The organism is Dyadobacter sp. CY323 (genome assembly GCF_021390245.1).
Classification (GTDB): Bacteria; Bacteroidota; Bacteroidia; order Cytophagales; family Spirosomataceae; genus Dyadobacter.
Genome location: NZ_JAJUXH010000003.1, coordinates 483,340 through 495,956, shown reverse-complemented (window position 1 = coordinate 495,956; position 12,617 = coordinate 483,340). Strand labels below are relative to the sequence as shown.

13 protein-coding genes are annotated in these 12,617 nt (G+C 43.9%); 6 read left to right on the top strand and 7 right to left on the bottom strand.

Features of this window, described 5'->3' with window-relative positions:
- Window positions 1-72: 72 nt before the first annotated feature.
- Window positions 73-681 (bottom strand): ribosome biogenesis GTP-binding protein YihA/YsxC, encoded by a 609-nt coding sequence (gene yihA / locus LZG72_RS08315; RefSeq protein WP_233870102.1) that lies wholly within the window; start codon window positions 679-681, stop codon window positions 73-75.
- 154 nt (window positions 682-835) lie between these two features.
- On the opposite strand from yihA, the gene LZG72_RS08310 reads away from it, so the two are divergent.
- Complete coding sequence (locus LZG72_RS08310; RefSeq protein WP_233870100.1) at window positions 836-1,303, top strand: thioredoxin fold domain-containing protein; 468 nt, start codon at window positions 836-838, stop codon at window positions 1,301-1,303.
- Window positions 1,304-1,369: 66 nt separating this feature from the next.
- Here LZG72_RS08310 and gmd read toward each other — a convergent pair whose 3' ends face one another.
- Both gmd and LZG72_RS08300 read right to left on the bottom strand, forming a co-directional pair.
- A complete protein-coding gene (gene gmd, locus LZG72_RS08305) occupies window positions 1,370-2,482 on the bottom strand; it encodes a GDP-mannose 4,6-dehydratase (RefSeq protein WP_233870098.1) in 1,113 nt (370 codons plus the stop codon).
- 77 nt (window positions 2,483-2,559) lie between these two features.
- Complete coding sequence (locus LZG72_RS08300) at window positions 2,560-3,123, bottom strand: SPOR domain-containing protein (RefSeq protein WP_233870096.1); 564 nt, start codon at window positions 3,121-3,123, stop codon at window positions 2,560-2,562.
- 111 nt (window positions 3,124-3,234) lie between these two features.
- Here LZG72_RS08300 and murB point away from each other — a divergent pair, with 111 nt between their 5' ends.
- The 3 genes from murB (at window position 3,235) to LZG72_RS08285 (ending at window position 7,575) form a co-directional block, all read left to right on the top strand.
- Entirely contained in the window at window positions 3,235-4,251 is a 1,017-nt protein-coding gene (gene murB, locus LZG72_RS08295) for a UDP-N-acetylmuramate dehydrogenase (RefSeq protein WP_233870094.1), read from the top strand.
- Window positions 4,252-4,257: 6 nt separating this feature from the next.
- Window positions 4,258-5,502 carry a hypothetical protein gene (locus LZG72_RS08290; protein WP_233870092.1) on the top strand — a complete coding sequence of 415 codons (1,245 nt, stop codon included), beginning with the start codon at window positions 4,258-4,260 and terminating at the stop codon, window positions 5,500-5,502.
- A 72-nt stretch (window positions 5,503-5,574) separates the two neighbouring features.
- Complete coding sequence (locus LZG72_RS08285; RefSeq protein ID WP_233870090.1) at window positions 5,575-7,575, top strand: T9SS type A sorting domain-containing protein; 2,001 nt, start codon at window positions 5,575-5,577, stop codon at window positions 7,573-7,575.
- A gap of 116 nt (window positions 7,576-7,691) precedes the next feature.
- Here LZG72_RS08285 and LZG72_RS08280 read toward each other — a convergent pair whose 3' ends face one another.
- The 4 genes from LZG72_RS08280 to LZG72_RS08265 all read right to left on the bottom strand — a co-directional run bounded on the left by LZG72_RS08280 (window position 7,692) and on the right by LZG72_RS08265 (window position 11,046).
- Entirely contained in the window at window positions 7,692-8,468 is a 777-nt protein-coding gene (locus LZG72_RS08280) for a class I SAM-dependent methyltransferase (protein WP_233870087.1), read from the bottom strand.
- A 125-nt stretch (window positions 8,469-8,593) separates the two neighbouring features.
- Entirely contained in the window at window positions 8,594-9,304 is a 711-nt protein-coding gene (locus tag LZG72_RS08275; RefSeq protein ID WP_233870084.1) for a glycosyltransferase family 2 protein, read from the bottom strand.
- Between the two features lie 50 nt (window positions 9,305-9,354).
- On the bottom strand, window positions 9,355-10,263 hold the full coding sequence (locus LZG72_RS08270; RefSeq protein WP_233870081.1) for an ROK family protein: 909 nt from the start codon (window positions 10,261-10,263) through the stop codon (window positions 9,355-9,357).
- Window positions 10,264-10,335: 72 nt separating this feature from the next.
- The gene (locus LZG72_RS08265; RefSeq protein WP_233870078.1) at window positions 10,336-11,046 is read right to left on the bottom strand and encodes an SDR family oxidoreductase; all 711 of its coding nucleotides are present in this window, start codon (window positions 11,044-11,046) and stop codon (window positions 10,336-10,338) included.
- 62 nt (window positions 11,047-11,108) lie between these two features.
- Between LZG72_RS08265 and LZG72_RS08260 the strand changes: the two genes are divergently transcribed.
- Together LZG72_RS08260 and LZG72_RS08255 are read left to right on the top strand one after the other, a co-directional pair.
- The gene (locus LZG72_RS08260; RefSeq protein ID WP_233870075.1) at window positions 11,109-11,837 is read left to right on the top strand and encodes an ABC transporter permease; all 729 of its coding nucleotides are present in this window, start codon (window positions 11,109-11,111) and stop codon (window positions 11,835-11,837) included.
- A gap of 28 nt (window positions 11,838-11,865) precedes the next feature.
- Complete coding sequence (locus tag LZG72_RS08255; protein ID WP_233870072.1) at window positions 11,866-12,612, top strand: ABC transporter ATP-binding protein; 747 nt, start codon at window positions 11,866-11,868, stop codon at window positions 12,610-12,612.
- Window positions 12,613-12,617: the final 5 nt, after the last annotated feature.

Below are 12,617 nucleotides of genomic sequence, written 5' to 3'. Positions count from 1 at the left end.
TTAGTTATGATCTTGATGCAGTTACCAATTCGTTTTTGCGCAAAATAACGGAAAGATTATCCGGTAAACAAGTTACTTTGTCTTTTGAAACGACTGGTTATAAGTATCTATTGTTCCTAAAATGGGATCAGCTCCCTGGTTTTTCTCTGCCGAAGTAACAAATGTCGGCGGTACCTCCTCCCAGATCTCGGTCAATTTCATTTTATAGGCTTCGACCTGGTTTGCGACCTGCCCCGGCTTTAATTTATCGGCTTTGGTAAAAATAATATGGAACGGAATTCCGGCCTCACCAAGTCTGGCCATGAATTCGAGATCGGCGGTTAATGCAGCATGCCTTACGTCGATCAGAACAAATGTGCAAATCAGGTTTTCGCGGTTAAAGAGATAATCGTCGATCATTTTTTCCCACTTTTCCCTCTCCACTTTGCTGACTTTCGCATATCCGTAACCTGGTAAATCGACCAGGTACCACAGGTTATTGATTATAAAATGATTGATCAGCTGCGTTTTTCCCGGTTGCTGCGAGGTTTTTGCCAATGCTTTTTTTCCGGTTAACATATTGATCAGTGACGATTTGCCTACATTGGACCTGCCGATGAACGCATACTCCGGCATGATCGGCTCAGGACATTTCCTGTAGTCAGAATTGCTCATTACATATCTGGCTTCCTGAACTTTCATATTTTTTTGATGTTTATTAAAATGCAAAGGTACCGATTTTGAATGGAGGCACCACTTTTGACCGGATCGGGATGTTTCGGTCGTATTGGATAAAATAAAACAACTAAGTACTTTCGTTACAACGGAGTTAAGTCATCATAATCAACATGAACAGATGAAGAGTCTAAGGAAATTAAGCTTTCTGATTGTAGTTTTTGCCCTATCTCTTTCGGTTACATTCGCAAAAGAGGGAGATAGAAAGAACGAAAAAGCAGCGGAAAAGGGCATCCAGTTTACAGAAGGCTCCTGGGCTGCTATTCTTAAAAAAGCAAAAAAAGAGAAGAAAGTCATCTTTTTTGATGCATATACTACCTGGTGCGGACCGTGTAAACTGCTTCAGAAAAACGTTTTCACCCGTACAGATGTGGCGGACGTTTTTAACAAGAATTTTATCAATGTAAAATTTGATATGGAAAGCGGCGAGGGCCCTGAACTTGCCAAAAAATTCGAAATACAAGGGTACCCGACACTTTTCTTCATTGACCCGAAAGGGAATATTGTGAAACAGGTATTAGGTTATCAGCAACCCGAGGCGTTGATCAAAACTGCTAAGTCGGTCTTAAAGACGCCGGTTGACGCTTAGGAATAACAAAGAAAAATCCCCCGCAGAAAAAATGTTTCTGCGGGGGATTTTTCTTTGTTAAGACTCTTATTCGTAATAGTTTGGAACGCGGTGCCCGCTGCTTTCCAGTAATCTGTCTTTCTTGAATAATGCTACATCGGCAGTGACCATGTCGTTTACCAAAGCCTTCAAATCATACTTTGGTTTCCAGCCTAATTTGGTCATTGACTTGGTAGGATCTCCAATCAGCAATTCCACCTCGGTTGGACGGAAGTAACGTGGATCAACCGCAACGATCTCACGACCGATTTCCAGTTGATATTCAGGATTGGAGCAACCAGCCACTTTTGCGATCTCATTTACACCTTCACCTGTGAATTCCACATCAATACCAACTTCGGCAAATGCCATTTTAACGAAGTCGCGGATGCGGGTAGTAACACCGGTTGCAATTACATAATCCTCCGCAACTTCCTGCTGAAGAATCAGCCACATTGCTTCCACGAAGTCTTTTGCATGTCCCCAGTCGCGCTGAGCGTCCAGGTTTCCGAGATATATTTTGTCTTGCAGGCCTAATGCGATACGGGCAACTGCGCGGGTGATTTTCCTTGTTACGAACGTTTCGCCTCTCAATGGAGACTCGTGGTTGAAGAGGATACCATTTACCGCAAACATATCGTAAGCCTCGCGGTAATTCACAGTAATCCAATAGCCATATAGCTTCGCAACGGCGTATGGCGAACGAGGGTAGAAAGGCGTTGTTTCAGATTGAGGTACAGCTTGCACCAATCCGTAAAGTTCGGAAGTGGAAGCCTGGTATATTTTCGTTTTCTTCGTCAACCCCAATAAACGTACCGCTTCTAAAATGCGCAAAGTCCCGATACCATCCACATTGGCTGTGTATTCCGGTTCTTCAAAACTCACCTGCACGTGCGACATGGCACCGAGGTTATAAATTTCGTCAGGCTGAACTTCCTGGATAATCCGGATGATGTTGGTAGAGTCGCTCAGATCACCATAATGCAGGTGAAACCGAATATTCTTTTCGTGTGGATCCTCATAGATGTGGTCGATCCGCTGCGTGTTGAACAATGAACTGCGACGTTTGATACCGTGAACTTCATATCCTTTGCTTAAAAGGAGTTCAGCTAAGTAAGAACCATCCTGGCCGGTGATTCCGGTAATTAGGGCTTTTTTCATTCTTTAAGTGATGGTATGTAAATGGTATTGACTAAAAATAAGTTATATACGTTCAAAAAGCAATTTTGGTTATCGAATTAATTCTCTGACGATGAGCTCAATGTCAAACTTCTTTTAATATCCACTCTGTCGGATAGAATTACTGCGGATGAGTATTGTTCCCGAATCAGATCCAAATACTGTTCTGCATCGCTGCGGTACATAAAATCACCTGCTTTTACCCGATAAGTAGGCTGTGTGTAAGACACATATGGATTAAGGTCCGGGAAAGCCTGATAAATATATGACTTCGCTGCATCCGCCTCCTGTCTCACATTACCAACGTAAATTTGAATCCGGAAACCGTTTATGTATCGAATCGATTTGTTGTGCTTCGACAATGTATCCAGAACCGTTTCCAGTCTTTTATTTACATACAAAGGTTTGTCGGCATTTGCTTTTGGGACCGGGTTGTTTTTGGGGGTAGTAACTGCCTCCGGCTTGTCGAAAGAAGGCTCAACGTATTCGTAACGTGGGCGGACACCCGCCAGGTCTTCCCGGTATTCAGAGCCGGAAGAACTCACAACGGATTTCCTGCTGCAACCTGAAATTATAATTATTCCGATATGGAATGCCCATAAAACTTTGTTTTTCAGTCTCATACCTTATTCTGTTATGACGGAACTCACAAACTTAATCAAAAATGGATGAATCACCATACCACTTATTTTTGAATGTAATACCTAACTTTACTGTCACTATCCCGATTTTCAATGCAGATTCAAAAGGACTTCTCTCTTCGACATTATAATACTTTCGGACTTGAAGCAACAGCCGATTACTACGCAGAAGCGCAGTCTGTACAGGAATTAACAGAAATCTTGCAGGATCCGGTATGGAAATCTGCTCCAAAATTTATCCTGGGCGGGGGAAGCAACGTTTTGTTTACCAAAAATGTCGACGCATTGGTCATTCATCCTGAGATCCAAGGAATCCATAAAATAAAAGAGGATGAATTGAACGTATGGCTGAAAGTGGGCGCGGGAGAGATTTGGCACAATTTCGTGATGTATTGCGTAGAGAAAAATTACGGGGGGGCCGAAAATCTCGCATTGATCCCAGGTACGGTCGGCGCAGCGCCCATGCAAAATATCGGTGCTTATGGTGCTGAAATCAAAGACATTATCGAATCTGTGGAGGCTGTGGAGATAGAAACGGGGGATGTGCGTATCTTTTCAAAGGCAGAATGTAATTTTGGCTATCGCGAAAGCATATTTAAAAAAGAAGCGAAAAATCAATACATCATTACCGGCGCGACATTGATTTTGAGCAAAAACCCTGTTCTGAATGTGGGATATGGCGATGTGCAGCGGACATTGCAGGAGATGAATGCGACTGAACCATCAGTAAAATATGTGAGTGAGGCGATTATGAAAATCCGGAGAAGTAAACTTCCGGATCCGGCGGTGATCGGTAATGCAGGCAGCTTTTTCAAAAACCCTGAAATACCTGTAAAACAATTCGAATTACTTAAAGACGTATTTCCGGGTGTACCTGGCTATCCTGTAAATGACGAAAAAACGAAGGTTCCGGCGGGGTGGCTGATCGAACAGGCGGGCTGGAAGGGATTTCGCGAGGGGAATATCGGGGTACATGAAAAGCAGGCACTGGTACTGGTAAATTACGGCGGAGGTACCGGAAGCGAAATCAAATTATTATCCGAACGAATCCAGGATTCTGTCGAAGCTAAATTCGGCATCCGTTTGAATGCAGAAGTCAACTTTGTCTAATTTTAAATGATCCCCTCCGAAATTATGCAGCAGAGAAAGTTATACGCATCGCTATTTGTACTCTTATTATTTGTATTCATCTTTTTCCTAAAAGAAAGATTTACCGTCAGCCTTTATCAGGATGAATTTCATTACCTCCCTACCGCCGTCTTTTTCAGCACGGAACCCATTCCTTCGGTCGATCTATTAAAAAGCTATAATGAGTTAAATACGCCCATTCCTTTCATTCTGGGCGGCTGGGTTGTACGGGTATTCGGTGAAAATATCCAGCATTTAAGGCTATTGACTTTTTTTGTCAGTTTCTCATTGCTAATGCTTTTTATCTGGAACAGTCCCGCAAACTCAAAGCGTTTTTGGCTTTGCCTGGCCGGATTGATGATTTTCCCAAACTATTACCTGTGCAGCGTTTATTACTATACTGACATATTCGCTATGTTTTTCGTGCTCGGCGGGATCGTTGCTTATTTGAAGCAGGCGCATTGGGCAGGGTTGTTATGCTTCGCGGCGGCGATTTGCTGTCGCCAGTACATGCTCGCTTTTCCGGCAGCAGTCGCGGCTTTTGAGATAGTTGAGATTTTTAAGCGATCAACTGATTTAAAAACGTTTAGTGCCAATGGTTTCAAAAACAAAACATGGATCTATTATGCCGCGGCGATTCTAAGCATTGTACCATGGGTAGTACTTTGGGGTGGTCCGGCCCCGGCCCCGGTGATGGCTGAGCAGCATTACGATTCCGATAAACTGATCCAGTACAACTTCGGGTATGTGCTGTACTCTTCGGTGGTGATTGCCGTATATTATGTGATTCCGGAAATGGTTTTTAGCGGTAAGATCAAGCTGTTGCTCACATATCCTAAAAAGTACCCTAAACCTTTTATTGCCTGTTTGATAATCGTTGCTGCGCTGGTTGTTATCTTTCCGGCCAAACAGGCTCACAATCCTTATTTCACCTGGCCGTACCTCGGATATGTGGATCAGGCGCTGATGTCCATTGGCGTTACAGGTTTCGTAAAGCAGCTTGTTTTCGGGATATTCATGCTGATCACGCTAATGCGATTTGTAGTTCCCCACATCAATCTGGCCAGCTGGATGGTTTTGGTAAATGTTTTTTTACTTGGGAAAGCGCAGTTATCGTGGGACAAATATTCGCTGCCGTTGATTATGGGGCTTTGGTTTCTGGCGATGTTCGATAAACAATGGTCTTTACAAAGTCAGCCGGCCGAAGCTGACGGATCAGCAAATCCAAAATAATAACAATATATTTATACGCTTTTGTTTTAAGGTATCCGGAGACAGTAATCACAATAAAGATTTTTGAATGAAATGAATTTTACCGTTAAAAAGGTTCTGATATTTCTTGTTCTGCTTTGCAGTTTTGGGTTCGAAAGTGATGCGCAACGCTTCTATTCCGTGGTTTTCAACAATCTCCCGAAAGACATGCAGTTGTATGCCCGGGAGGATGACAATACGGCCGAAGTACCAATATCGGGTGTGATTGAAATTGCTGGCTGGAATCACTTTTCGGTTGTTACTTACCGTAATAAAGAGCGGGTCGGATACATGAAATCAGTGCTCGATTATGCCGGGAAAACGTCGGCCAGTTTTGATTTTAAGCCAAAAATTAAAGCCGAAATGGCTGACTACGAGTTTGAGGTATATGCCTGCAAAACGACTGATTCTCTACTGGTTGTGAAACGGAGCGACGTGGTTGCCGGCGACTTTTATGTGATCAGCGGGCAATCCAATGCATCGGCGATCCATTTCGGAAACTGGAGTAGCAAGTATGCCCGCACGATCGCCCGGACACCTGACGACAACCCGGGAATCGGCCAGGGTGATTCACTCTGGATAGGGTCATCCTGGTCCTGGCCTTATGCCGGCGCCTGGGGCGTGCAAATGCAGCGATATATTCTTGAAAATGAGGGGATCCCAACCTGCGTGATCAACGGAAGTTTACCCGGATCCTACATTATATACCATAGCGAACGAAATGCACCCAACCCGGCGACGACGTCGCTGTATGGGTTGCTTTACGGAAGGATCAAAGTGGCCAAACCCAAACGGATACGGGCATTTTTCTGGTATCAGGGCGAGCAGGAAGCGATTGAAAACATTCCTGGCTACGACAAGGAATACGATAAGCTTTTTAAGTACTGGCAAACCGACTATCCACAGGTTGAGAAGTTTGTGGTGATCCAGATCCCGGTATTGTTCATGCCTTATTACGAGGCTGGAAAGATCCGCGACTTCCAGCGACGGACCAAATACATTTATCCCAAAACGGATACTTTCAGTGCTTCGGATTTACCTGGCTTTGATGGAATCCATTACAATCTGGCCGGCTATCAGGAATTTGGGCGCCGCATTTACAATTTCATTAGGCCAAAACTGTACGGATCAACGGACAGCAGCAATGTGGATTGTCCGGATATAAAAAAGGTATTTTACTCCTCAGAAAAAAAGGATGAGATTACCCTTCTTTTCAACCAGGACCAGAAGCTGGTCTGGCCAAAGGATACGCTCATGGACGATGTGAACGGGGTAAAATTTACCAAAAGCCTGAGAGACGTGTTCTTTTTCGATGCGGATGAAACAAAACCCGCCGGAATAACTACCGGAACTGCGAATGGAAACATGCTTACACTGAAACTGCCGGCCGCATCGAACGCGAAAAGACTGACTTACCTGCCTGCCTACAAAGGAGAGCAGGTTCGGTCCTACTACGGGCCGTTTTTAAAAAATATCCGCGGATTGCCTGCATTTTCGTTTCAGGAAGTTCCCATTGCCGATTTATTGGTCGTAAATCCATTTGAGGTCAAAGAATCAGATCTTGCGACAGTAATTGTTTCCTGGGCGTCTGCCGGAGCTGAAAGCTATGTACTCGAAAGGAAAACGGAAACCGATACTGATTTTAAGCCGGTAAAGACATTGGACGGGAAGACCTTATCGTATGAGGACAAAGATGTTTCACCGGATGCAACCTACAACTATCGCATTCAGGCATTCAGCAATACTTCCCAGTCAGTTGCGAAAACGGTATCCATTAAAACAGTTCCTCTGCTTGCTATTGAACCAAATGCGCGGGAGCTTTTCTGGAATGTGTATCCCAACCCGGTTTCCGACGAAATCCGCATTGAATTTAAAAATGCAGTAACTGGTTCGTTTAACCTTTTAAATGTTTCGGGGCAAAAATTGCTAACCGGAAATCTGGAAGCCCAGAAATACCATCGGGTCAATGTGTCAACACTTCCTTCGGGAATCTATATACTTTCACTCACCAATGCAGACGGGAGTGTGATGAATCAGAAAATACTTAAAAAGTAATTGCAGCTTATTTAAATAACTTGGGCCGGTGATTATCATCGGCTTTTTGTTTTAGGCAAATAAGGAATTCCGGGTTTTCAACATTATAGGCGGAGGATATCAGAAGGATTTTGTTTTCACAACAAGTAGGAAACCGGACTTTTATTCGTAACAGCGATCACGTCCTGCCAATCGCCCCAGCCCTGTTCTGACCACATCACAATTTTGCCCGAAGTCTCTTGTTCAATAAAATGGTGAAGCCAGGCCGGGCTTATCAGCGAATCGCCAAACTTCTTGGTACCATGCTGATGACAATATCCATAGCCAGTCAAGGTATAACCGAAATCAATGATCAATTTCCGTTTGCTTCCTTTCTGCACTTTTCCATAACAATTACGTCCGTGAACGGTGAATACCAACAGGCCATTATCATTTAAATGCGCAGTTAAGAACTTGTATAATTCCTTAAATCTTACACTGGATAAATGGGTAAATAAAGATCCGACCCAAATCAGATCGAATTTTCTTAAAATGTTGGTTTGGCTGAATTTATGTTCTGATAAGAATGTGTCAGCGTTAAAATGTTCCGCGCAGAAGTCGAGGTAACGCTGTTCCAGTCCGCAGGCAGAAAAGGTGGCATTTTTGAATAATGCTTTTGTAAACCGCAAAACCCTTCCATACCCGCAGGGAAAATCGAGAACACTTTTAATTTCTTCCGGAGTTCTCCCCGAAAGCTGCAGTGCCGCGGAAATATTGATCAAAGCTGATAAACCCGTCTGAAAGTAATGTTTTTCAGCACCTTGCACATACATTTCGTCGTAAGCCGAAACAGTTGTGTTAATCTGGGTAGCACAGATCTTATTTTTTAGAACAGAATCGGAGATGAGGGCTTCGACAATAGTTTGGTTGCTCATTGCAAAATACTTTTAGATGATAATCCAATCAAATTGGATTTCATCCAAATCATTCGCAAAACGCATTATCCTGAGGCAGGTGTCAATTATCAAGGAAACAAAATGCCCCTTTTTGGTGATGCAGATTAGCTGCCGAGACCGTACCGGACAATGCAGTAAAGTGCGCGGAAACCATCTTTCCAGTTGATCTTTTTACCTTCCTCATAAGTCCGGCCATAGTAGGAAACGCCGACTTCGTAAATTCTAATTTTAGGGATTTTGGCAATTTTTGCAGTCACTTCGGGTTCGAAGCCGAAACGGTTTTCGCGAAGTACCAGGCCTTTAAGCAGGTCGGAGCGAAATAGTTTGTAACATGTTTCCATATCTGTCAGGTTGAGGTTGGTAAACATGTTGCTCAGAAAAGTCAGAAATTTATTGCCGATGGTATGCCAGAAAAAAAGAATGCGGTGAGGTCTCCCGCCCATAAAACGGGAGCCATATACTACATCGGCATAGCCGTTAATAACAGGTTTTAACAAAATATTGAACTCTTCCGGGTCATATTCAAGATCAGCATCCTGAACGATTATGTAGTCCCCGGTAGCTTTGCGGATACCGGTATGCAGCGCAGCACCTTTACCCTGGTTGTATTCGTGACGGAAATAACTTACTTCTAATTCGGGGTTCTCGGCAATAAACCTTTTCGCAACGGACTCGGTATTGTCCGTGGAGCAATCGTTAACAATTACTAATTCCTTTTTAAAGTCACCGATCAATTCGACGGATTTGAGCTTTTCAAGCACTTTCCAGATCGTTTTTTCTTCATTATACGCGGGAATAATAACTGATAATTTCATCAGGAAGGTTGAGATATGGCTAATTTAAAGTGATTACGAAATGTCAGGGATCAATCAAAGCACAAAGAAGCTGCACCCAACAGACCGGCGTCATTGGCAAGTGTAGCCCGTTTAATACTGATTGTTTTAATATAATAAGGTGTCAACCAATATTTGAACCGATCGTTGATCGCCGGTAAAATGAATTCAAATGATGCCGAAATCCCGCCGCCGATCAGAATGGTTGTGATATCCAGGATGCGGATCATTGATACCAGACCTTCGCCCAACAGGTAGCCCATTTCATAAAAGACCTGCTTGGCAAGTTCATCACCTCCCGACGCAGCAGCTACAAGCCCGGTGGTAGAAATAGTACCGTCGGATGGTAGCTGCGTTTGGCCGGTATAGGCTGCACGCATGGTATTGGCCAGATCAAGCAGTTCTTTTTTACCGATGTTGCGTTCAAGTACTTTGCCGTTTTTTGAGGGAACGTGCCCGGGTTCCATTGCATTACCGCCCCCGCCTTTGAAAACCTTCTTGTCGATAATCGCCGCGCCACCGATGCCGGTTCCGAGCGTTACGAAAATGTAATCTTCCGGAAGTTTGTCTTCTCCAAAATAATATTCTCCCAATGCAGCCGCATTAGCATCATTTTCAAGATAAAATTCGTGGTTTGGAAACCGTGCTTTCAAGTCAGGAACAATCGCAATGCCATCGATTTCGGGGATCGCGGTGATTTCGAGCAACGTGGTCCGGTCTCTGGTTGTCAGGCCCGGAACACCAATTCCTACTTTCCTAACCTCGGGATATTCAACAAGCTGGAGTGAGATGGCATCACCTAATCGGTCGATAAAATGGCCTGAACTGCGCCAGCTGGCGGTATCATGACTGTAAAAATTTGAGATTCGTCCATCCGTAGCGTCAACGATCCCCATTTTTACGTTAGTACCGCCTACGTCTATACCGAGGTATTGTTCCATGAAAGAAATATGGGTTTAATAAATAATTTTAAAAATGGCGCAATTTAATAAAATTGCTATATGATTCACTACCTAATCCAAATCACCTAACTGGGGCCGGATCAAAATTTCCTCCACAACCGCACGCGGCGAAAGTGAATAAGTGGACCAGATCGCTTCGGAAACATCCTTTACGTCAATAAACCGCTCCTCGGGCAGATCAGTACCTTTCCAGCTATCGGTAAGCGTTGCTCCGGGAAGTACCGCGGTAACCTTTACATGGTATGGCTTCATTTCCTCTCGGAGCACTTTGGTCATGCCATATAATGCAAATTTTGAAATACAATAAGATCCTCCGTTTGGATAGGCAATGATGCTGGCCGTGGAGCAAATGGTGAAAATGTGGCCTTTTTTATTTTCCATCATCGCCGGGATGATCCCCCGGGTGAGATGGTAGGCACTGTACAAATTCGTCTCCATGGTTTTTTCCAATGTCCCTTCCGTTTCATTATGGATCTGTCCAGGTATGAAAACCCCGGTATTATTGATGAGAACTTCCGGAAATCGGTTTTTTGATTTTATGAATTCAAGAAATGCATCCAGCTCTTTTCGTATTGAAAGGTCTGCCGGGAAACAATGTAATTCAGAGTAAGGGAATTGACTTTTCAGATCACTTTGTAAGTCCAGAAGATCGTTCGGATTTCTTGCGCAGGTGATTACGTCAAAACCGCCGGACATAAATCGTTCAATCGCCGCTCTTCCAATTCCTTTTGTCCCGCCGGTGACAACCACTAATGGATTCATTTTTCTGATTACTTCTTTTTTTGCCTAATTTTCCCGAAAATATTGAATACAATTAAGATATCATGTCTGTATTAGGGAAATACTTTATTTTTTTAGGGACATTATTCTCGAAAGGCGAAAAGCTGTCCGTTTATTGGCGGCGTCTGATGGAGGAGTGTGTGGGCATCGGGGTGAGTTCGATCTTTATTGTAGCGATCGTTTCTACGTTTATCGGGGCGGTTTCATGTATTCAAACGGCCTATAACCTGGTAAGTCCGATCATCCCGATCTCGACTGTCGCGTTGATCGTTCGTGATATGTCCATTCTTGAGCTCGCGCCGACCATTACCTGTATCGTTCTGGCGGGAAAGGTTGGATCTAATATCGCCAGTGAACTGGGCACCATGCGGATCACCGAGCAGGTCGATGCATTGGAGGTAATGGGGATCAATTCGGCGTCGTACCTGGTGTTGCCGAAGGTTATTGCGGCAATGATCACGTTTCCGATGCTCGTTATTTTTGCCGGATTTCTGAATATTTTCGGCGGCTACCTGGCGGGAACACTGACTGGGGTAATCACGGAAAGAGATTATATGAATGGGATCAGGGATTCGTTTGTTCCGTATAACATCTTTTTTATGTGTGTAAAACCGTTCGTTTTCGGTTTTTTAATTGCTACGATATCTTCATTCAAAGGCTATTTTACACAAGGCGGGGCATTGGAAGTAGGTAAGGCGAGCACGGGCGCGGTTACAAGTAGCTGTATCTCTGTTTTGATTGCGGATTATCTGCTTGCACAATTGCTTCTGTGACGATTGTGGAGCTCATTTTGTTAAAACCATGATTGAAATAAATAATATCAGCAAGTCTTTTAATGGTAAAGCGGTTTTGAAAGGAATTTCTTCTGCTTTCAAAAAAGGCGAAACAAACCTCATTATCGGGGGTAGTGGTACCGGCAAGAGTGTTTTACTGAAATGTATGATTGGCCTGGTCAAACCCGACCAGGGTAATGTGCTGTACGATGGCCGCGATTTTTACCATTGTGATAAGGAAACCCAGCAGGCACTCCGGAGAGAAATGGGCGTACTCTTTCAGGGCGGGGCATTATTTGATTCAAAAACCGTTGAGGAGAATGTCCGTTTTCCATTAGATATGCTGACTTCCCAGTCGGTGGAGGAAAAGCGGGAGCGGGTTGCATTCTGTTTGCAGCGCGTCGGTCTCGAAGCTGCCGCAAAACGAATGCCTTCCGAAATAAGTGGCGGGATGAAAAAGCGCGTCGGTATTGCCAGGGCCATTGTGATGAACCCGAAATACTTGTTTTGCGATGAACCTAACTCCGGACTGGATCCGTTGACCTCTGTCAAAATCGATGAACTGATCAAAGAGATCACGGAGGAATATCAGATTACCACCATTATAATTACCCATGATATGAACTCTGTCATGGAAATCGGGCAGAATATTATGTTTCTGTATCAGGGAGATAAATTGTGGGAGGGTGTTAATACAGATATCATCAAAACGGATGTCCCGGAACTGAAAGAGTTTTTATTCTCCAATAAGCTGCTCCGGGAAATGGAGCCTTAATTTGC